At 69.2% G+C, this 21,565-nt stretch carries 14 protein-coding genes; 6 read left to right on the forward strand and 8 right to left on the reverse strand.

Annotated elements, in window-relative coordinates:
• Positions 1–2: 2 nt before the first annotated feature.
• On the reverse strand, positions 3–2,288 hold the full coding sequence (bcsA, locus tag ACWPKK_RS24610; protein WP_452009555.1) for a UDP-forming cellulose synthase catalytic subunit: 2,286 nt from the start codon (positions 2,286–2,288) through the stop codon (positions 3–5).
• 339 nt (positions 2,289–2,627) lie between these two features.
• Between bcsA and ACWPKK_RS24615 the strand changes: the two genes are divergently transcribed.
• The 3 genes from ACWPKK_RS24615 to ACWPKK_RS24625 are packed head-to-tail and all read left to right on the forward strand — an operon-like array spanning position 2,628 to position 4,701.
• Entirely contained in the window at positions 2,628–3,521 is an 894-nt protein-coding gene (locus ACWPKK_RS24615; protein ID WP_452009557.1) for an AEC family transporter, read from the forward strand.
• A 20-nt stretch (positions 3,522–3,541) separates the two neighbouring features.
• Positions 3,542–4,018, forward strand: a complete 477-nt coding sequence (locus ACWPKK_RS24620; RefSeq protein WP_452009560.1) for an OsmC family protein — start codon at positions 3,542–3,544, stop codon at positions 4,016–4,018.
• The gene (locus ACWPKK_RS24625) at positions 4,015–4,701 is read left to right on the forward strand and encodes a nitroreductase (RefSeq protein ID WP_452009562.1); all 687 of its coding nucleotides are present in this window, start codon (positions 4,015–4,017) and stop codon (positions 4,699–4,701) included. Before ACWPKK_RS24620 ends, ACWPKK_RS24625 begins: the two co-directional genes overlap by 4 nt.
• A gap of 22 nt (positions 4,702–4,723) precedes the next feature.
• Here the strand turns inward: ACWPKK_RS24625 and ACWPKK_RS24630 are convergent, their stop codons facing one another.
• From ACWPKK_RS24630 to ACWPKK_RS24645, 4 genes are all read right to left on the reverse strand, one after another.
• Positions 4,724–5,125 (reverse strand): response regulator, encoded by a 402-nt coding sequence (locus ACWPKK_RS24630; RefSeq protein ID WP_452009564.1) that lies wholly within the window; start codon positions 5,123–5,125, stop codon positions 4,724–4,726.
• A 36-nt stretch (positions 5,126–5,161) separates the two neighbouring features.
• Positions 5,162–6,484, reverse strand: a complete 1,323-nt coding sequence (locus ACWPKK_RS24635) for a sensor histidine kinase (protein WP_452009567.1) — start codon at positions 6,482–6,484, stop codon at positions 5,162–5,164.
• A gap of 161 nt (positions 6,485–6,645) precedes the next feature.
• Positions 6,646–9,282 (reverse strand): PAS domain S-box protein, encoded by a 2,637-nt coding sequence (locus ACWPKK_RS24640; RefSeq protein ID WP_452009570.1) that lies wholly within the window; start codon positions 9,280–9,282, stop codon positions 6,646–6,648.
• Complete coding sequence (locus ACWPKK_RS24645; protein ID WP_452009572.1) at positions 9,279–12,371, reverse strand: chemotaxis protein CheB; 3,093 nt, start codon at positions 12,369–12,371, stop codon at positions 9,279–9,281. Before ACWPKK_RS24645 ends, ACWPKK_RS24640 begins: the two co-directional genes overlap by 4 nt.
• A 323-nt stretch (positions 12,372–12,694) precedes the next feature.
• On the opposite strand from ACWPKK_RS24645, the gene ACWPKK_RS24650 reads away from it, so the two are divergent.
• Positions 12,695–14,740: an NAD(+) synthase gene (locus tag ACWPKK_RS24650; protein ID WP_452009658.1), complete on the forward strand. Its 2,046-nt coding sequence runs from the start codon at positions 12,695–12,697 to the stop codon at positions 14,738–14,740.
• 63 nt (positions 14,741–14,803) lie between these two features.
• Here the strand turns inward: ACWPKK_RS24650 and ACWPKK_RS24655 are convergent, their stop codons facing one another.
• The 3 genes from ACWPKK_RS24655 to lptF form a co-directional block, all read right to left on the reverse strand.
• The gene (locus ACWPKK_RS24655) at positions 14,804–15,355 is read right to left on the reverse strand and encodes a flagellar biosynthesis regulator FlaF (RefSeq protein ID WP_452009575.1); all 552 of its coding nucleotides are present in this window, start codon (positions 15,353–15,355) and stop codon (positions 14,804–14,806) included.
• Positions 15,356–15,442: 87 nt separating this feature from the next.
• Positions 15,443–16,465 carry a glycosyltransferase family 9 protein gene (locus tag ACWPKK_RS24660; protein ID WP_452009578.1) on the reverse strand — a complete coding sequence of 341 codons (1,023 nt, stop codon included), beginning with the start codon at positions 16,463–16,465 and terminating at the stop codon, positions 15,443–15,445.
• The gene (gene lptF, locus ACWPKK_RS24665; RefSeq protein ID WP_452009581.1) at positions 16,462–17,595 is read right to left on the reverse strand and encodes an LPS export ABC transporter permease LptF; all 1,134 of its coding nucleotides are present in this window, start codon (positions 17,593–17,595) and stop codon (positions 16,462–16,464) included. Before lptF ends, ACWPKK_RS24660 begins: the two co-directional genes overlap by 4 nt.
• Before the next feature lie 332 nt (positions 17,596–17,927).
• On the opposite strand from lptF, the gene ACWPKK_RS24670 reads away from it, so the two are divergent.
• Positions 17,928–20,105, forward strand: a complete 2,178-nt coding sequence (locus ACWPKK_RS24670; RefSeq protein WP_452009583.1) for an O-linked N-acetylglucosamine transferase, SPINDLY family protein — start codon at positions 17,928–17,930, stop codon at positions 20,103–20,105.
• Between the two features lie 109 nt (positions 20,106–20,214).
• A complete protein-coding gene (locus ACWPKK_RS24675; RefSeq protein ID WP_452009586.1) occupies positions 20,215–21,552 on the forward strand; it encodes a PQQ-dependent sugar dehydrogenase in 1,338 nt (445 codons plus the stop codon).
• The last annotated feature ends 13 nt before the right edge of the window (positions 21,553–21,565 follow it).

The following is a 21,565-nucleotide window of genomic DNA, read 5'->3' on the forward strand; positions in this document are numbered from 1 at the left end:
CGTCACGGAGCCTGGAAGCTCAGGATGCGCCGCAAGGCGCGCGGCAATGCCAGCAGGACATGCCCCAGCCGCGGCACCACCCGCGTGGCGAAGAACAGCAGCCCGCCGAAGAAGGTCGGGGCGGCCACGCGCTTGCGGTCGAGGAAGACGTCCCAGCCGACGCTGTTGCCGAAGACGAAACGCGCCATCTCCACGATGTCCTGGCGGTCGCGCGGGGCGAAACCGGCGCCGACCGCCAGTTCGCCGCTGCGCATTTCGATGCGGGAGATGCGCACGCCGGTGGTGGTCGCCGCCTCCGTCTCCGTCGCGGTGATGGTGAGGACCGGTGTCTGGTCCGGCCGGGAGATTTCCTCGCGCCATTTCGGATCGACCAGCAGGCCGACGCCGCCGGCCGACACGTCGGCGACGGTCAGGTCGATGCTGGTCCCATCCGCGAGATTCAGCACGGCGGGACGGTCGACGGTGAAGCGTTCCTGGCGGCGGACGCGCTTGCGTTCATAGACGACGGCGAGGCCGCCGAGCGCCAGCAGGAAGCTGAGCGAACACCAGACCGCCACCGGGACGATGGCGGCGCGGTGTTCCGGGAAGATGGAGTAGCGCCATGCGCAAGCCGCCAGCCCGACGGCCAGCAGCAGGGTGGTGACGATGAAGGGGGTCGCCAGCGGGGAGAAGCCGTCCTCGTCCACCGATTGGCCCTTGGCGGTGACCTTGAAGACCGGGTCGCGCGGCCGGATCATGGTGGCCAGCGCCGCGCGGGAGACGTGGAAGGACTGCAGATACTCGTACAATTCCGAGAACAGCGGCCAGCGCATCCGCCCGTGCAGGAACTGCGACAGGAAGGCGGCGGCGAAGACGTGCGGGATGACGAAGCAGGCGAAGTCCGGCAGGTTGATGCGGTAGATCTCCAGCCCGAACAGCGCGTAGCACAGCGGCGACAGCAGGAAGATCGGCCGCCAGAACCAGAAGAACCAGTACAGCATCGTGCTGGTGTAGCAGAGCCGCTGCGCGATGGTCAGGCCGCGCTTGAACAGCGGGTTCTTCAGCAGGAACAGCTGGATCATGCCCTGGGTCCAGCGCGAGCGCTGGGCGATGAAGCTGTCGAAGGTTTCCGGCTGCAGCCCGGCGATCAGCGGGCGCGGCAGGTAGACGCTGCGCCAGCCGCGCGAATGCAGCTCCAGCGCGGTTTCGCAATCCTCCGTCACGGTGTCGCCGCTGAAGCCGCCGACCTCCTCCAGCGCCGCACGGCGCAGGATGGCGGCGGACCCGCAGAAGAAGGAGCCGTTCCAGCGGTCCAGCCCCGGCTGGATCGAGTAGTAGAACATCTCGTTCTCGCTCGGCATCCGTTCGAAGGTGCCGAGGTTGTATTCAACCGGGTCGGGATTGACGAAGAAATGCGGGGTCTGGACCAGGAACAAGCCGGGATCCTGCTGGAAGAAACCCACCGTCGCCTTGAGGATGCCCACCGTCGGAACATGGTCGGCGTCCAGGATCAGCACGAGGTCGCCAGAGGTCTTCTGGAAGGCGTGGTTGATGTTGCCGGCCTTCGCATGCTCGTTGCGCGGCCGGGTCATGTAGGTGACCTGCAGCCGTTCGCACAGCGCGGTCAGCGTCTCGCGCCGGGCCGAAGCGGCGGCGGCCTGCTCCGGGTTGGCATGGGCCAGCTTCTGGTCGGTGCCGCCGTCGTCCAGCAGATAGACGCGCAGCTTGTCGCGCGGATAGTCGATGCAGACCGCGGCGGCCAGCGTCGTCTCCAGCAGTTCCGGCTCCTCGTTGTAGGAGGGGATGTAGACGTCGACGCTGGGCCAGAAGGCGGGATCGCCCGTCGGCTCCGACGGCTCGCGGGCGACGGGATCGATGATGACGAACAGCGAGGTCAGGAACAGCACGAAGGACAGCGCTTCGGCCGCGAACAGGGTGACGCCGGGAACGAAGTTTACCAGATCGTCCACCGGCGGCAGCGTGCCGGTCAGCCGCCAGAAGAAATAGCGGAAGGTGACGAAGGCCAGCAGCAGGACGGTCAGCGTGCGGGCATGCCAGAAGCGCCGGGCGAAGCGCCCCAGCACGAAGGCCGCCGCCACGACGCCGACCGAAATCGCGGCGCTCGCAAATCTTCCGACGGGCAACGCGGCGAGCGCAAGAAACAAACCGGCCGACAGCAACAAAAGAATCCAAAGCAGGACGGAACGCAGCGAAAACCGGCGGCTGTTCTGGTTCGGCTGTCTTTTGGTTTGCTGCGCCTTATTGTTCAGGGGTCGAACAACGGTCTTGGCGCCCGGGGAAGGTGTCATGCAGATCCGCGGAATGAGGCCATCCCACCATAGTGGGCGTCCCCTTATGGCTCAAGCTTCGTTACAAATCGTTACTCCTTCTTGATAAACATTGCGAAAATGCGATCGATTCCATGGCGTTGCATTCGGGCTACAGGTGTATGGCGGTGAGGCCACGCACAGTTCCGTCGGGCGCGCCGGCGAATCGAGCGGCGGACTCCCTCTCCCGGGACGGGAGAGGGAGCCGCAAGTGACTGCCCCCGGCGCGCGGCTGCTTTGCGCTGAAACTCGGGCTTGGGGGGATGACGGGGAAGGGGAATGCCGTCATCGTGGCGGACCATCCACCCATCCAGCGATTGCATGCCCACCCTCGCCCTTCTGTCCGATGCCTTCGCCGTGCTGGCCCCCGTGTTCGTGGTGGCGGCGCTGGGCTATGGCTGGACGCGCGCGCAGCTTCCCTACGACAGCTCCTTCATCACCACCTTCGCAATCAACGTGTCGTCGCCCTGCTTGGTGTTCTCGGCGCTGACCCGGCTGCACCTGTCGGCCGACGTGATGGCGGAGATGGCGGCGGCGGCGACCGCCTGCATGGCGCTGACCGCGCTGGCGTCGGTGCCGGTGCTGCTGGCGGCGCGGCTGCCGCTGCGGGTCTATGTGCCGGCGATGGCCTTTCCCAATGCGGGGAATCTGGGGCTGCCGCTCTGCCTCTTCGCCTTCGGCGAGGCCGGGCTCAGCCTTGCCGTGCTGTTCTATGCGGTGATGTCGGTGGGGCAGTTCACGTTGGGGCCGGCGCTGGCGGCGGGACGCTTCGATTTGGGGCAGATGGCGCGCACGCCCACCATCTACGCGGTGGCGCTCGCCGTGGCGATCCAACTGGCCGGGCTTCCCCTGCCCGCCTGGATCGGCAACACGACGACCCTGCTGGGCAACTGCGCGGTGCCGCTGATGCTGTTCTCGCTGGGGGTGGCACTGTCGAAGCTGCGGCTGTCGGGAGCGGTGCGGGCACTGTCGATGTCGGCCTTCCGGCTGGCCGCCGGCTTCGCCATGGGGCTGCTGGTGGCGTGGGCGATGGGGCTGACCGGGGCGGCGCGCGGCGTGGTGCTGGTGCAGAGCTCCATGCCCGTCGCGGTCTTCAACTATCTGTGGGCTCTGCGCTACGGCAATTCGCCGGAGGATGTGGCGGGCATGGTGCTGGGATCCACCGCCATGGCTTTCGTGGCGCTGCCGGCGCTTCTGATGGTGGTGATGCAATAGATCGCGAAGGAGAGGGAAGGATGGCGCACAGGGAACACCGCTATGCCGTGCGGGTCGACTGGACCGGCAATCTCGGCACCGGCACGTCGGGCTACAAGGCCTACAGCCGCGACCACACGATCGGCGCCGGCGCCAAGCCGGCGATCCCCGGCTCTTCCGACCCGGCCTTCCGCGGCGATCCGGCGCGCTGGAACCCGGAGGACATGCTGGTCGGCGCGCTGTCGGCCTGCCACCAGCTGTGGTACCTGCATCTCTGCGCCACCGCCGGGGTCGTCGTCACCGCCTATGCCGACCAGGCGGAAGGGGTGATGGAGGAGGGGCCGGACGGCGGCGGGCAGTTCAGCAGCGTCGTGCTGCGGCCGCGGGTGACGCTGGCGCCGGGATCGGACGCCGCGAAGGCGATGGCCCTGCACCACGAGGCGGCGGAGAAATGCTTCATCGCCCGCTCGGTCAACTTCCCGGTCCGGCACGAACCGGTGGTGGAGGTGGCGGGATGAGCGACATCCCTCCCCTCTCCGTGCTGGACGCCGTCGCCGGCCGGCGCAGCGTCCGCGCCTTTCTGCCGACGCCGGTGGAGCGGGAGACGGTGCTGCGCATCCTCGACCTCGCCGCGCGGGCGCCGAGCGGGTCCAACATCCAGCCCTGGAAGGTCCACGCCATCGCCGGAGAGGCGCGCGCCGCCCTGTCGGCCGATCTGCTGGCCGCCCATGAGGCGGGCGAGCCGGAGGTGCCGGAATATCCCTATTACCCGGAAAGCTGGCGGGAGCCCTATCTGGGCCGGCGCCGGGCGGTGGGCTGGGCGCTCTACGGCTCGATCGGCATCGGCAAGGGCGACCGCGAGCGGATGGCGCGGCAGCATGGCCGCAACTGGCTGTTCTTCGGGGCGCCGGTCGGGCTGTTCTTCGCCATCGACCGCGACATGGGCAAGGGCGCCTGGCTCGACCTCGGCATGTTCATGCAGAACGTGATGATCGTCGCCCGCGGCTTCGGGCTGGAGACCTGCCCGCAGGCTGCCTTCTGCTACCGCCACGCCATCACCGCCCGCCACCTGGGCCTGCCCGACACCGAGATCATCGCCAGCGGCATGGCGCTGGGCCATGCCGACTGGTCGGCGCCGGAAAACACCTTCCCGACGGAGCGCGAACCGGCGGAAGCGTTCACGCGCTTCACCGGGTTCTGATTCACCGGGTTCCGGGCGCGCCCTACAGGGTGACGAAGCCGTTGGGCGCCGGAGCGGCGGCGGCGGCACCGGCGGCGAGCAGGCTGCCGACGAAGGCCGCGGTCTGGACCAGGACGCGGGGGGAAAAGGGCTTGGCGATGTAACCCAGGCCGACCCCGCCCGCCTGCGCCTTGTTGGGCGGATTCCCGGTGGCGAAGACGCAGGCGATGCCCAGCGCCTTAAGTTCACGGGCGACGTCGAGCCCGTTCGATCCGTTGGCGAGCTTGATGTCGACGAAGGCCATGTCGGGCGGATGCCGCTTGGCCAGTTCGACGGCGGAGGGCAGATCCTCGGCGATCCCCGTAACCTCGTGCCCGGCCGACTGGAGCGTCAGGGACACGCCCTCTGCGATCAGGAACTCATCTTCAATTATCAATATCTTCATTGATTTTCTTGTAAATGCTGCACGATACCGGGGGAATCACGCCTGGGTAGGCGTTCGGGGTTTCATTGGGAAAGTTAAAAGGAACCGCGTCCCCGGAGTCAAACGTTCAATCTCCAACCGCCCCCTTATTTGCCGCGTAAGATTGCGGACCGTGTTCAGTCCGAAGCCGCCGCCTCCGCTGCTTGCGACTTCATCGGGAAGCCCGACACCGTCGTCGGTCACGTCGATGCGGACCTCGTTCCCCTCCACCCCCATGCCGAGCCTGATCGTGCCGGGCCGCCCATCGGGGAAGGCATGCTTGTAGGTGTTGGTCAGCAGCTCGTTCACGATCAGCGCCACCGGGACGGCGGTGTCGACCGGTGCCGGCAGCGGAGTGTCGACCGCCATGGTCATCGCCGGCTCGCTGGCGGCGGTCGCGGGGATGGCGTTCTCGGCGATGCTGCGGATCAGGTCCGACAGTTCGACCGTGTCGTAGACCGCCCCCTCGCCGTACAGGCGGCGGTGGACCTCGGCGATGGCGAGGACGCGGCTGCTGCTGTCCAACAGTTCCTGGCGCACATCGGCGTTGTGGTGCCGCAGCGCCTGGGTCCGCAGAAGGTTGGCGACGATCTGCAGCGAGTTCTTCACCCGGTGGTTCACCTCGTCGAGCAGGATGCGGTTCTCGTCGAGGGCGGCGGCAAGGGCCTTCCCCTCCGCCCGCTCGGCCTGGTAATCGCGCTCAAGCCGCCGCACGGTGGTGGTGCCGAGCCATCCCGTGACCGCCACGAAGACCAGCGCATAGGCGATCATCAGGATTTCGAGGATGGTGGCGTGCCGGCTGCGCCGGTCGAGCAGCGAATCCTCCTCCGCCCGCATGGTGACGGTCAGCTGCCGGATGCCGGTCATCAGGCTGGCGCCCGTTCCCTCGCGGAAGGTCGCCCGCGCCCGGTCCAGCCCCGGCCCGTCGACCTGCCGCAGGATTTCCGCCATGCGGTCCAGCTTGGCATGGGTGAGCGTGCGCAGGGACTTCACCTTGTCCTGCTGCCCCGGGTTGTCGGCCGTCAGAGATTGGACGCGGTCGAGAAGCTTGCGGCTGCGCTCCGTACCCTCGGCATAGGGGACCAGATACTGGCGGTCCAGCGACAGCAGATAGCCGCGGTGGCTGGACTCGGCATCGGACAGGCTGGACTGCAGTTCCTCGACGGTGGAGATCACCTTGTGCGTGTGGTCCACCCAGTCTATGGCACGGCGGTATTCCACGAACACGACGATCAACAGCAGGAAGCCGACGAACAGACCGGCCGACAGCAGCGCCGACACTCTGGCGGCGCGGGCGCGAACCCTCCGGCGTAACAGACTGGCATCGGTGTTGGTGGACATGAACCGGTCTCGCTTGCCGCCGTCGATCACTTGCTGCGTGGTCCGTACAGTCTGATTTCTCCTGTAATGGTAGCATTGACGTGAGTCAAAAAAGACGTCGCCGGGAAATACCTCGATAGATTATTCCGTTTCATAAGGGGCTTTTCTATGCAGGAGCATCCTTACCACCCGTTCAGCGCCGCACTCAGCGTGTCGCGCAGACGGTTGGGCTGGATGGGCTTGTGCAGCAGGGCACATTGGGCGCCGGCCGCTTCGCGCAGGCGGTCGGCGGAGGTGTCGCCGGTCAGCAGCACGCCGGGCACGTCGCGCGACAGGCGGCGGCGGACCATGTCCATCACCATCAGTCCGGTCGTGCCCTCGGGCAGGCGGTAGTCGGCGAGGATAACGTCGGGGGTCTGCCCGGACTCGATCAGCTCGTCCAGCAGGCCGTCCGCCTCGGTGCCGCTGCCGGCCTCCGCCACGCGGAACCCCCAATCCTCCAGCATCAGGGCCAGCGCCATGCGGATGACGGCATCATCCTCCACCAACATGATCAGCCGGTCTTCGTTGCCGTCGGGCATCGCGGCCGGTTCCGCTCCGCCGGCATGTGCTTGGCCGGCCCGTGCCGGCGTGCCGGGGCTGGGCTCGGTCAGCGGCAGGCTGACGGTGAAGCGGCTGCCGCGGCCGAGGGAGGAGGTCACGTCGATGCCGCCGCCCATCATGGTGACCAGCCGCTTGGCGATGCTCAGCCCCAGCCCCAGCCCTTCCCGGCGGTCGCGGGCGGCGTTGCCGACCTGATAGAAGTCCTGGAAGATGCGGTCGATGTGCTGGTCGGCGATGCCGATGCCGCTGTCCCACACCTCGATCTGCAGGCGGTCGCCGCGCCGGCGCGCGCCCAGCAGCACCCGTCCGCCGGGGGCATAGCGCAACGCGTTGGACAGCAGGTTGCGCAGCACCCGTTCCAGCAGGCCGGGGTCGGTCCGCGTCGCCAGCGGCGGCGCCACCAGACGCAGCTCCTGCCCGCCCCTCTCCGCCAGCGGGGCGAATTCCCCATGCAGCCGGGCCAGCAGCGCGCCGATGTCCACCGGCTCCGGATGCGGCGCGACCAGACCGGCCTCCAGCTTGGAGATGTCCAGCATCCCGTCCAGCATACCGCCCAGCCCGCCCAGCGAGGACTGGATCTGCTCCGCCACCCGCTGGGCCTCGGCCGGAAGGCTTTCCTTCAGCAGCAGGTCCGACAGCAGCAGAAGCGCCTGAACCGGCTGGCGCAGGTCGTGGCTGGCCGCGGCCAGGAAGCGTTCGCGGGCGTCCAACGCGACGTTCAATTCGCGTTCCAGCGCCTTCACCGCGGTGATGTCGGCGACGCTGGACACCACCGCCTCCACCCGGCCGGCCGTGTCGGCGACGGGGTGGCTCGACACGCGCAGCCAGCGCGTCGGGGCGGTGGCCTCCTCCCCCTCGACGACGCCGACGATGCGCTCCACCACCGGCTTGCCGGTGCGCGCGGCTTCCGCCGCGGGGGGAAGCCCATGCAGGCGGTTGCCGTTGGCGTCGATGAAGCGGCGCCCGGCGGTGGTCGGCACAAGACTGGTCGGGGCGGTGGCCGGGACCAGATGCCCGTCCATCCGCCCGACCCCATCATAGCCGGCGGCGGTGGGATCGAGCAGCGGGCGGGCCGGGCCGCCCAGCAGCCGTTCGGCCATCGCGTTGGCCAGCAGGCAGCGGCCGTCGGCGGCGGTCATCGTCAGCGCATCGTGCAGCGACTGCACCAGCACCCGGTGCCGCCGCTCGCTGAGGTTCAGCGCCGCTTCCGCCGCCCAGCGGGCGGTGACGTCGCGGAAGGCGACGACGGCGCCCTGGATACGCTCCTGCACCGGGGCGAGGCGCTTGCCGGGCATCAACATGGGTGAGATGGAGACCTCGACCAGCACGGTGCTGCCGTCCTCCCGCCGCAGCCTCTCGCAGGCAACGCTGCGTGGCCGCCCGTCGGTGAGCGACAAGGCCAGCGCGCGGGCGGCACCGCCTTCGGCGGGTGTCCCGCTTTCATGATCTGGGGCCGAATCTGGGGCCGGGCCGGCCAGCAGGTCGGACGGCGGGCGGCCGATCAGGTCGAGGTCGAGATGGCCGGTCAGCGTCGTGGCGGCGGCGTTGACGAAGCGGATGCGCCCGTCGGCGTCCACCCCCAGGATGCCGTCCCCCACCGATTGCAGGATGTGGTGGTAGTCGGCCCGCGCCCGTTCGGCGTCGTCGCGGGCCTGCTGCACCTCGCGCAGCCACGCGTTCCGTTCGGTCAGGTCGGTGATGGTCAGCAGCACGTCGCCGCGGTCGCCGTCGTCCAGCGCCACGGTGCGGGCGTCGGTCAGCCCGTCGATGACTGTTCCCTGCGGCCCGACGTAACGGAATTCCTGCCGCACCCACTCGCCGGTCTCGCGCAGCCGGCCCAGCGCGGTGAACAGCCGGCCATGGTCGAGGCTGTCGACCAGCAGGGTCAGGGGCCGCCCCTTCAGCCGCAGCATCGGCAGGCCGAACTGGCGCTCGGCCGCGGCGTTGGCCTCTCCCACGATGCCGGCGGCGTTCACCGCCAGACAGGCGAGCGGCACCGACTGGAACAGCTGGAGATATTGCAGGCGCGACGCCTCCAGCGCCTGCTGGGCGCCGCGCAGTTCCTCATTCTGGATCTCAAGCTCGGCCTGATGGACGTACAGCTCGTGCAGCAGTTCCTTCATCGAGGTGGCGGTGACGTCCGCCGCCTCGAAATGGCCGTCGCTGAGCACGTGTTCGGCACGGCGCCGCAGGCCGCCGGGGGTATCCTCGGTCATCGCCCCCCTCCCCTGCCGTCTTCGCCGCTTTCTTTGGAGCCGTCTTCGTCGTCCAGCCTCAACTCCATCAGTTTTCGGTTGGTTATGTTGATGTGGCTGACGACGATGCCGCCGTCATGGTCGTTCAGGCGTGTGGCGTGCATCAGGAACCAGCGCTGCGCGTCGGGCGAATGGCAGGGATATTCGATGGTGAAGTCGTCGGCCTTGCCGTCCAGGATGCGGTGCAGCCCGTCATGCACCGCGCGGGCGATGCCGTCCTGCCGGCCACCCTGCGTGATCGCCTCCGGCGACAGGCAGACGTCCAGATAGTTGGTGCCGACGCCGCAACGGTCCGTGGCTCCGCCGCCGTTGCGCTCGGCGAAGCCGCGCCATGCTGCGTTGACCATGACGATGCGGCCCGCGCGGTCGGTGACGGCGATGTGTTCCGGCAAACTGTCCAGGACGTTCTGCAGCCTCTCCTGCGCCTGCCTGGTGTCGGTGACGTCGACGAAGGTCACCACCACGCCGGCCACCTGGCTCTTGTCGGTCAGGTAGGGCAGGATCCGGGTCAGCACCCAGCGGCCGTCATGGACGCGGACATGGCGTTCCATCGCCTCGCGCCCGCCGAACACCTTCCTGATGTCGGCGAGGAAGCCGGGATAGTCGATGTTGGTCGACAGATGCGCGATGGAGCGGCCGATGTCGCGCGGAATGATGTTGATGAAGCTGGCCGCCGCCGGGGTGAAGCGGCGGATGACGAAGTCGTCGTCGAGGAAAACCGTGCCGATCTCGGTGGACCGCAGCAGGTTGTCCAGGTCGTTGGTGATCTCCGTCAGCTCCTCCACCTTCGCCTGATATTCGGCGTTGACGGAGTAAAGCTCCTCGTTGACCGACTGCAGTTCCTCGTTGGTGCTCTGCAGTTCCTCGTTCGAGGCCAGCAGTTCCTCGTTGGTGGCCTGAAGTTCCTCGTTGGCGGTTTCCAGCTCCTCGATGGTCGCCTGCAGGTTCTCGCCGCGCGACAGCAGTTCCTGCTCCAGCCCGCGGATGCGCTCGGCGGCGTCGGCATTGAGGTCGAAGTCGGAATCCGGCACCGACAGCGGCAGCATGTTGGCGCGGTCCAGCACCACCAGGGCGAAGCGGCGCCCGGTCTTGCGCGCGACATAGGGCTGGACGCGCAGGCTGAGCGCCGCGACCCCCTCGCGGTCCTTCACCGGGATGTTGGACAGCGCGAATTCCTCGCCCGAGCGGAAGGCGCGGTTCAGCGCGGTGCCCGTCACCATGGCGACCGAAGACGGCAGCATCTTCAGCACGTTCAGCGTCGCCTCGCCCGGCGGGACCTTCAGCAGCGAGGAGGCGTCGCCGAACACATGCATGATGTTCATCTGTTCGTTGACCAGCAGGCAGGGCGGCACATAGGCCTTCATCAGCGCGGCCATCGCCTCGTCGATCGCCGCCCCCTCCTCCATCCCCGGTGACGAGACGTCGTCGCCGTGGCGGGCCAGCGGCGCCGCCACCGTCGGAACCAGCAGCCGCGACAGCCGGAAGGACCCGGCGCGCAGGCTCTGGAAGATCTTGTTGCGGCTGTCGACGGTGTGGAAATCCGACTGGAGATCGCCCAGCGTCTCGCTGGTGCCGAGGAACAGGAAGCCGCTCTGCCGCAGGGCGTACTGGAACAGGCTGAGCACCTTGCGCTGCAACGGCTGGTCCATGTAGATCAGCAGGTTGCGGCAGCTCAGCAGGTCGATCTTGGTGAAGGGCGGGTCGCGCATGATGTTGTGCGCGGCGAACACCACCATCCGGCGGAGATCGCGCGACACCACATAGGATTCGCCCCGCGCGGTGAAGAAGCGGGCGAGCCGTTCCTGCGACACGTCCTCGGCGATCGCGCGCGGATACTCGCCGAGGCTCGCCAACTCTATGCTGTCCTGGTCGATGTCGGTGGCGAAGATCTTGACGTCGAAGCTGCGGCCCATCCGTTCCTGCGCCTCGGCGAACAGGATGGCGAGGGAATAGGCCTCCTCCCCGCTGGCGCAGCCGCAGACCCAGACGCGGATCAGGTCGGTCGGGCTGCGGTTGGCGAGCAGGCTGGGGATCACCCGGTCGGCCAGGATGCGGAAGGCCGCCTCGTCCCGGAAGAAGCGGGTGACGCCGATCAGCATCTCCTTGTAGAGGTTGACCGTCTCGGCGCTGTTCCGCCGCAGCAGGGCGGCATACTCGTCCATCGACTCCAGGCCGGCGCCCTGCATCCGCCGTTCGATCCGCCGCAGCAGAGTCGCCAGCTTGTAGTGGGAGAAATCGACCCCGGTGACGGAGCGGATGACCGCGATGATCTGGGCCAGCGGGTCGTCGCCCTGGTCGTTCTGGCCGCCACGTGGCCGCCGGTTCGCCGCCGGACGGGCGCGGGCCAGCGCCTTGCGCGCATGGTCGATCAGGCGGGCCGGCAGCTCGTCGGGCGGCAGGGTTGCGTCGACCTGGCCCGTGGCGAGCGCGCTGCGCGGCATGCCGTCGAACTGCGCGGTTTCCGGCTGCTGCACGGCGGTGAAACCGCCGGCGGACTTGATCGCCATCAGGCCGCGGGTGCCGTCGGATCCGGTGCCCGACAGGATCACGCCGATGGCAAGCGGCCCCTGGTCGCGCGCCAGGGCGGTCAGGAAGATGTCGATCGGCAGGCTCATGCCGCTGCCGGCATCCTTGGCGGTCAGCCTCAGCCGGCAATCCTCGATGGTCAGGTGCTTGCCGGGCGGCAGCAGATAGACTGTGTTGCGCTGGACCGGAACGCCATCGGTCGCCTGAACCACCTCCATCGCCGTGTGCTTGGCCAGCAGGTCGACCATCAGGCTCTTGTGCACGGGAGACAGGTGCTGGACCACGACATAGGCGAGGTCGCTGTCGCCCGGCACGGCGTCGAAGAAGCGCTGCAGCGCCTCCAGCCCACCGGCCGAGGCGCCGAGGCCGACGATGCAGCAGGACTTCTCCGGCTGGTCCTCCGTGCCCGTGCGCTCATCGGCGGGGACGTTCTGCGGGGAGGTGGGCGGCAGAGGTGCGGCATCCGTCTGCCGCTGTGCGGCGTCGGTCTGGTCAGGCTGCGTGACCGGCATATCCGATGGCACGATGGTGAACGAGTCCTTCTGGCGTCGGTCAGCCGACTCACGGTGCAAACGAGCTCCGGCTATATCCAACGCACCTGCATTGGTCAACTTGGCTGTCGGAGGCAGTGATACTCCAACCCCGTCATTTTAACTGGAGATGTCCGATTGAACTATCGATTTGACCTTGGTTTTATAACGAATGTATCGTGTCTAAAGCACTCCTGAGGCCTTCCCGCCGGATAGCCTGCTGCGGGGACCTGACGCCGAGGAAATTCCTGCTATGTTTCATGCCCCGGCGCCGTATCGTGGTGCGTCAGGAACAGGCATGGCAGCAGGGACGGGTCATGAGCTTCACCTCGATCTATCGGCACGGCTTCGCGCGGGTGGCCGCCTGCACGACGCGCTGCACCCCGGCGGACCCGGCGGCCAATGCCGCGGCCATCCTGGAGGCGGCGCGCGCCTGCCACGACAAGTCGGTGGCGGTGGCGCTGTTCCCGGAACTGGCGCTGTCCGGCTACGCCATCGACGACCTGCTGATGCAGGATCCGCTGATCGACGCGGTGGAACAGGCGATCCTGGATCTGGTGCAGGCCTCGGCCGGACTGATGCCGCTGCTGCTGGTGGGCGCGCCGCTTCTGTATGACGGGCGGCTCTACAACACGGCGGTGGCGATCCACCGGGGCGAACTGCTGGGCGTGGTGCCGAAGCAGCATCTGCCGAACTACCGGGAATTCTACGAACGGCGGCAGTTCGCCTCGGGCACCGGCACCGACGGGGGGACGATCCGCATCGGCGACCTGACCGCGCCCTTCGGCCCCGACCTGCTGTTCTCGGCGGAGGACCAGCCGGGGCTGGTCGTGCATGCCGAGATCTGCGAGGATCTGTGGGTTCCGGCGCCGCCCAGCACCATGGCCGCGCTGGCCGGCGCCACCGTGCTGGCCAACCTGTCGGCCAGCAACATCACCATCGGCAAGTCCGACACCCGCCGGCTGCTGGCGAAATCGCAGTCGGCGCGCTGTCTCGCCGCCTATCTCTATTCGTCGGCCGGAACGGGGGAATCGACCACCGACCTCGCCTGGGACGGCCAGACCTCGATCTTCGAGAATGGCGAGAAGCTGGCGGAGACCGACCGTTTTCCCGACGGCGCCCAGATGGCGGTGGCCGACGTGGATCTGGACCTGCTGCGGCAGGAACGGCTGCGCCAGGGCACCTTCGACGACAACCGGCGCCTGCACGGATCCGCCGTCGGCGGCTTCCGCACCGTCTCCTTCCGGCTGGACGCGCCGGAGGCCGATGTCGGGCTGCTGCGCGTGGTGCCGCGCCTGCCCTTCGTCCCGGCCAGCGCCGAGCGGCTGGAGCAGGATTGCTACGAGGCCTACAACATCCAGGTCGCCGGGCTGGTGCAGCGCCTGCGCGCCACGGGCATCGGCAAGCTGGTGATCGGCGTCTCGGGCGGGCTGGACAGCACCCACGCGCTGATCGTCGCCGCCCGCGCCATGGACCGGCTGGACCTGCCCCGAAGCGGCATCCTCGCCTACACCATGCCCGGTTTCGGCACCAGCGAGGGCACCAAGTCCAACGCCTGGCGGCTGATGACCGCGCTGGGGGTGACGGCGCAGGAGCTGGACATCCGGCCGGCCGCCAACCAGATGCTCAAGGACATGGACCACCCCTTCGCCCGCGGCGAGGCGGTGTATGACGTGACCTTCGAGAATGTGCAGGCGGGCCTGCGCACCGATTACCTGTTCCGGCTCGCCAACCACCACAACGGCATCGTTCTGGGCACCGGCGATTTGTCCGAACTGGCGCTTGGCTGGTGCACCTATGGCGTCGGCGACCAGATGTCCCACTACAACGTCAATGCCGGTGTGCCGAAGACGCTGATCCAGCACCTGATCCGCTGGGTCAGCCGCACCGGCCAGTTCCAGCAGGAGGTGTCGGAGACGCTCGACGCCATCCTGAAGACGGAAATCTCGCCGGAACTGGTGCCTGCCGGGTCGGACAAGGCGCTGCAAAGCTCCGAATCCGTGGTCGGGCCGTACGACCTGCAGGACTTCAACCTGTTCTACGTGCTGCGATACGGCTTCCGCCCGTCGAAGATCGCCTTCCTGGCGCGCCATGCCTGGTCCGAGGTCGAAAAGGGCGACTGGCCGGAGGGCTATCCTCTGGAGAAGCGCCGCGCCTACAGCCCGGCCGAGATCCGCGACTGGCTGCGCGTTTTCCTGCGCCGCTTCTTCGGCTTCAGCCAGTTCAAGCGCTCGGCGATGCCGAACGGCCCGAAGGTGACGGCCGGCGGCTCCCTCTCCCCCCGCGGCGACTGGCGGGCGCCGTCCGACGGCAATGCCCGGATCTGGCTGGAGGAACTGGAACGCGAGGTTCCGGCGGAGTGAGGCCAACAAAAAGGCCGGCGCCCCACGGGAGCGCCGGCCTTTTTCGTGTCGTTCGGATGCCGGTCAGATCGAGATGCGCAGGGACTCGCGGTTGACCGGCGCGGCGTCGGGGGTGGTCATCGGGCGCGGCGGCACGGCGGGGCGCATGCCGGCGGGCGGCTGGCCGGCGGCCGGGGCGGCCTGGGGAGCAGCCGGAGCCTGCGGGGCGGCGGCCTGAGGCGCGCCCGCATGCGGCTGGGTCGCCTGTTGGGCGGCGATGAACTGGCCCTGGGCGGTCAGGCCGCTGGCGACGTTGCGGTTGATGTTGACCAGCGTGTCGATCTTGCTGAAATCCAGGTCGATCAGGCGGTTGGTGGTTTCGCGGTCGACCAGCAGCGACAGGGCCGCGATGTTCGTCCGGACCTCCGGCGGATGGCCGCAATCCTCTTCGGTGATCGCCGCCTGGAAGATGGTCCACAGGCGCTGGTTCAGCTGAAGTGCCTCGCGGTAGGCCTTTTCGTCCTTGGCATGGCTGGCGGCGATGATGCGGCGCGCCGCTTCCGCCAGGGCCCAAGCCTCGACGTCGCGCGGATTGTCCGAGGTCGGCTTGTTGGCGTAGGTGGGAGTCGGCTTCATTCCAAACCCTCGGGGGAAAACCCATCCGGTGGGGCGGAGCTGCCCCTTTGCATAGTCGTCGAAGTGTCGGTTATCCGGCCGGCTTTGTCAACGCAACGGGGGTACTTCGGCCGCTCCGGCGGGCGTTGCCGCAAACTGGTCACAAGTCCTATGCGCTTCAGCCAGGAGTGCGGCGGCGACCTCCGCCACCCGGTCCTCGCCGATGCCGTCCATCAGGCCACGGGCATTGGGATCGGCGGCGACACGGGCCAGAAGATCGGCCTGGGGAACCTCGCTGACCACCACCCGTCCGCGTGGCCCCCAGGGACCGTAGATGGCGGGATAGCCGGGACCGAAAAGCCCCACCGTCGGCACCCCGGCCGCCGCCGCGATGTGCATCAGACCGCTGTCGTTGCCGACATAGAGGGCGGCCCGCTCCAGGCAGGCGGCGGCGGCCATCGGGTCGGTGCGGCCGGTCAGGTCGATGGCGCGGTCGCCCAGCGCGTCGAGAACGGGCCGCGCCCGCTCCCGCTCCGGCCCGGCGGCCAGCACGGCCACGCGGGCGCCCTCCAGCGCTCCACCCTGGCCCTCCCCTCGGCCCGTCAGCCGCAGGGCAAGCCGGGCGAAGCGGTCGGCCGGCCATTCCTTGCCCAGCCAGTTGGCGGTCGGCCCAATCGCCAGGAACGGCCCGGTCCCGGCGGGGATCAGGGCATCGGCCTGCCGCCGTGCCGCATCGTCGATCCACAGGCGTGGGGCCGGCGGCGGCGACAGGCCGAGCAGGGCGGCATTCTCCTCCACCTTGTGCATCGGACGGGGTGGCTTGGCGTGGAAGACCCGCCGACGGGCCGGCACCAGCCGCCCGACCGCCGAGTTGCGCAGATCGACCACGAGGTCCCATCGGGTGCCGACGCAGTCCAGCCACAGCCGCAGCCAATGCCGGGCGTAGGAGCGCTTCGCCAGCGGGATCAGCCGCTCCAGCCCCGGCACGGAGCGGAACAGCGGCGCCGGCAGCGGCCCGCAGGCAATGGTCAGCCGCGCGTCCGGATAGGCATGCGTCAGGTGGTCGAGCAGCCCGGTGGACAGCACGGCGTCGCCCAGACGGTTGGACGTGATGAACAGGATGCGGCTCATGATGCGCGGCCGGCAGCATCGCCGGCGGAATGCCGGCGCCCCGGCCGCAGCATCAGCCCGCGCGACATCACCCACAGCGCCGGCAGCAACATGACCAGCGGCATGGCGTACATCAGCGGCACGAACACGGTCGCCTTGCCGGCGAGGCTGGTCAGGCCCAGCGCCCCCGCCTGCAACCCCATCACCAGCAGGACGGCGATGGTCACGCGGGAGGATTGGCCGCGCCGGTTGAACTCGCCCGACAGCAGCGCCGACAGCGCCACCAGGGCGTAGGTCAGGGCCAGCAGCGGCGAGGAGAAGCGGTGGTGCAGCTCCGCGATCAGGCCGCGGCGCATGCGGTCGTCCTGCGCCGGCACGTCGCCCGTCATCAGTTCCGCCGTGCTGCGTTCGCGGGCATCGGGCCAGCGCTCCGCCGCCTGCGGCGCCACCGCCTTCAGGTCCACGGCGTAGCGGTCGAAGAACAGCTGCGACAGCCGGCTGGTCTTGCGGTCCAATTCCTGCCGGTTGCCGTCATAGACGACGAAGCGCGTGCCTTCCGGCCCGGTCTGCATCACGGCGCGATCGCCCATGATCGTCACCGGCTTGTCCGGCTGGCGCCCGTCATGGATCAGCACCTTGTGCAGGTTGCCATCGGCGTCGCGGTCGCGCAGGAAGACGCTGAAATGGTCGCCGACCTCGTTGAAGACGCCTTCGCGCAGGAACAGCTGCGAATAGTCGCTGCGCACCGTGTATTCCATCCGCACCAGCTCGCGGTGGGCGGCGGGGGTGATCCAGACGTTCAGGGTGAGGACGACGGCCATCACCCCGACCGCCAGCACGAGCGCCGGCTGCGACAACGACAGCGGCCCGACGCCGGCCGCGCGCATCACCACCAGCTCGCTGTCGGTCGCCATCTTGTTGTAGGTGAACAGGATGGCGCCGACCAGCGCCAGCGGCAGGACGATGCCGAGGAAGGTCGGCACCGTCAGCAGCAGCAGCCACAGGAACATGCCCATCGGCGCGCCGGCGCTGACCACGATCTCGATCAGGCGCAGCGACTGGCTGAGCCAGATGGTCAGCGTCAGGCCCGCCGTCGAATAGAGGGTGGCGATCAGCAGGTTGCGGAACAGGTACCGTTGCAGTCGGTTCATGGGCGTCGATTCACGGGCGGCTGCCGGGGCTGTATACGGCCGGCAAGCTGACCGCCCCGGCCCGCCGGGTCAAGTGTTGAAAACCGGGGGCATGATCAGTGGACGCCGAGAAAGCCCCTCTCCCCTTGCGGGAGAGGGGTTGGGGTGAGGGGTTGGGTGAGGGGGAAACGCGGCGAGAAATCTCGAAAATCCAAACTGTGCATCCCCCTCACCCCGACCCTCTCCCCGGGGGGGAGAGGGAGGAGGACGGTCGCGTTGGAAAGCCGTCGCTCCGGCGTCAGTGGCTGGAAAACCGCTGGCGCGGGTCCCCGGCAACCGGTATGACGGTTAGCATGGCGACGATCCAGGAAGCGATGGCTGCCGCGGTGGCGCATCATCAGGCCGGCCGGCTGGCAGAGGCGGCCGCCATGTATCATGCCGTGCTGGACGCCGTACCCGGCCATGCCGACGCCTCCCATCTGCTGGGCGTGGTCCATCTGCAGTCGGGCCAGCCGGAACGGGCGGTCTCGCTGATCCGCGGCGCCATCCAGCAGAACCACCGGGTCGCAGATTATCACGACAATCTCGGCAGCGCGCTGAAGGCGCTCGGCCGGCTGGAGGAGGCGGTGACCGCCCACCGGCAGGCGATCCGGCTGCGGCCGGACTTCGCCCAGGCGCTCTACAACATGGGGAACGCGCTGGAGGCTCTGGGGCGGCTGGAGGAGGCGGCGACCGCTTTCCGGCAGGCGGCGGTGCGGCGTCCCGGCTATGCCCGCGCCCGTTTCAACCTGGGCAACGTGCTGACGGCGCTGGGCCGCCGGGCAGAGGCCGATGCCGCCTACCGCGCCGCCATCGCCGACGATTCCGGCTTCGTCGAGGCGCATGCCAACCGCGGCGGGCTGTTGTTGTCGCTGGGCCGGCCGCAGGAGGCCGCGGCGGCGCTGGCCCGCGCGCTGGCGCTGCGCCCCGATCATGCGGCGGCACACGCCAACCTCGCGGCGGCACGGCTGGCGCTGGGCGACCGCGACGGGGCGGACCGCGCTGCCCGCCATGCCGTGGCCGCCCGGCCGGATCTGCCCGCTACCCTGCTGCGGCTGGGCGAGGTGCGCCAGCATGCCGACCGGCTGGGTGCGGCGGCCGACGCCTATGCCGCGGCGCTGGCCTGGAACCCGGCGCTGGCCGAGGCGCATGCCAACCTGGCGCTGGTGCGGCAGGGCCAGGGGATGCTCGACGCGGCGGAGGCCGGGAACCGGCGGGCGCTGGCGCTCGACCCCGGTCTGGCGGGCGTGCGCTCCAACCTTGCCTATCTCCAGCTGTTCCGGCCGGGCGTGACGGCGGCGGCGGTGCTGGAGGCGCACCGGGCCTGGGATGCGATCCACGGCGCGCCGCACCGCGGGCGCTGGGTCAAGCCCGGCCGCGGGTCCTCGGGCGGAGCTGCGGGAAAGGGACCGCTGACCGTCGCCATCCTGTCGGGCGATTTCCGCCGCCACCCCGCCGGCCTGTTCGCCGTCCGCACGGTGGAGGCGCTGCCGGGCCATGACGTCCGCCTGCTGCTCTATGCCAACCAGACGGAAGCGGACGACGTGACGGAGCGCTTCCGCAAGGCGGCGGCGCGCTGGACGCCGGTGGCCGGCCTGACCGACGCCGAGGTGGCGTCCCAGATCCGCCACGACCGGCCCGACGTGCTGATCGACCTTGCCGGACACAACGCCCGCGGCCGGCCCGGCGTCTTCGCGCGCAAGCCGGCGCCGGTGCAGGTGGCGTGGTCCGGCTACATGGCGACGACCGGGCTGGCGGCGATGGATGCGCTGGTCGCCGACCGTCACCATGTGCCGGACGGCATGGAGAGCTTCTATGCGGAGCGGGTGTTGCGCATGCCCGACGCCTTCATCGCCTACGACCCGCCGGGAGGTGAGGATCTCCTGCCGCTGACGCCGCCGCCCAGCCTGTCGGGCGGACCGGTCACCTTCGGCAGCTTCAACATCCTGACCAAGCTGAACGACGGGGTGCTGGCGGCCTGGGCGACGATCCTGGACCGGGTCCCGGATGCGCGCCTGCTGATGAAGACCAAGGCGCTGTCCTGCCCCGCCACCGCGGCGCTGTGGCGCGACCGGCTGGCCGCCGCCGGCATCGAGCCGGACCGGGTGACGATGGTCGGCGCCAGCAGCAGCCTGGACCACATGCGCTGGTGCGCCTCGGTCGACGTGGCGCTCGACCCCTTCCCCTTCGCCGGCAGCACCACGACGCTGGAGACGCTGTGGATGGGCGTGCCGGTCGTCACCCTGCCGGGGGAGACCTTCTCCAGCCGCCATTCGCTGGCCTTCCTGACCGTGGCGGGGGTGGAGGGCTGCGTCGCCGCCGATCCGGCCGATTATGTCGAGCGCGCCGTCGCCCTGGCCTCCGCCCCGCAGCGTCTGGCGGAGATGCGCCGCAGCCTGCGCCCCCGCATGGCCGACGGGCCGCTGTGCGACGGGAACCGGCTGGCCGCCGCCCTGGCCACTGAACTGCGGGGGCTGGCGAAACGGAACTGAAGGCCGCGCCGGAACCAACCCGCCCGCCCGGACGTTGATCGTGGGTACCCCCTCCACGCCCACAGACGCGGGATTCCGGCGCATGCGTAGCTCCTCTCGGCTTGCCCTCATGCTTTCCGCGACGGTCGCGGTCCTGTCGCTTGCCGGCTGCGGCGAACAGGCGAGCCTGCCGGTGTCAGCCGGCACCGGCCCCAACCCGACCCTGCCGGAACCGAAATCCACCCTGATCCCGACGGTGAACATCGCCGACGCCATCGGCTGGCCGCAGGGGGCGCAGCCGACGCCGGCACAGGGGTTGAGCCTCACCGCCTTCGCCACCGGGCTGGACCATCCGCGCTGGATGCTGGCCCTGCCCAACGGCGACGTACTGGTGGCGGAGACCAACGCCCCGCCCAAGCCGGAGGATGGCAAGGGCATCAAGGGCTGGGTCATGGGGCTGGTGATGGACAAGGCCGGCGCCAAGACGCCGAGCGCCAACCGCATCACCCTGCTGCGCGACAGCGATGGCGACGGCAAGGCCGATGTCCGCGAAGCCTTCCTGGAGGGGCTGAACTCCCCCTTCGGCATGGCGCTGGTCGGCGGCGACCTTTACATCGCCAACACCGATGCGGTGGTGAAGGTGCCCTACAAGGAGGGTGACACCCGCATCACGGCACAGCCTGAGAAGATCGTCGACCTGCCGGGCGGGCCGCTGAACCATCACTGGACCAAGAACATCATCGCCAGCCGCGACGGCACCAAGCTGTATGCAACCACAGGTTCAAACAGCAACGTGGCCGAGAATGGGATGGAGGCGGAGGAAGGCCGCGCCGCCATTTGGGAAATCGATCTGAAGACGCGGTCGCACCGCATCTTCGCCTCCGGCCTGCGCAACCCCAACGGGCTGGATTGGGAGCCGACCAGCGGCGCCCTGTGGACCGCCGTCAACGAGCGCGACGAGATCGGCAGCGACCTTGTCCCCGATTACATGACCTCGGTGAAGGATGGCGGCTTCTACGGCTGGCCCTACAGCTATTACGGCCAGCATGTCGACCAGCGGGTGGAGCCGCAGCGCCCCGATCTGGTCGCCAAGGCGATCGCGCCGGACTATGCGCTGGGTCCGCACACCGCGTCGCTGGGGCTTGCCTTCTCGCGGGCAGGCGAGCTGCCGCAATCGCTGCAGCAGGGCGTCTTCATCGGCCAGCACGGCTCGTGGAACCGCGAGCCGCCCAGCGGCTACAAGGTGATCTTCGTGCCCTTCCGCGACGGCAAGCCGGCCGGCGAGCCGGTGGACGTGCTGACCGGCTTCCTCGACAAGGACGGCAAGGCGCAAGGCCGCCCGGTCGGCGTCACCCTGGACGGCAAGGGCGCCCTGCTGGTCGCCGACGATGTCGGCAACGCCATCTGGCGCGTCAGCGGCAGCGGCGCCGCCCAGTCGGCGGAGCGGCCGGACCAGCCGGCGCAGTAATCGCCCCCTCCCC

This window comes from Azospirillum largimobile (genome assembly GCF_977007025.2).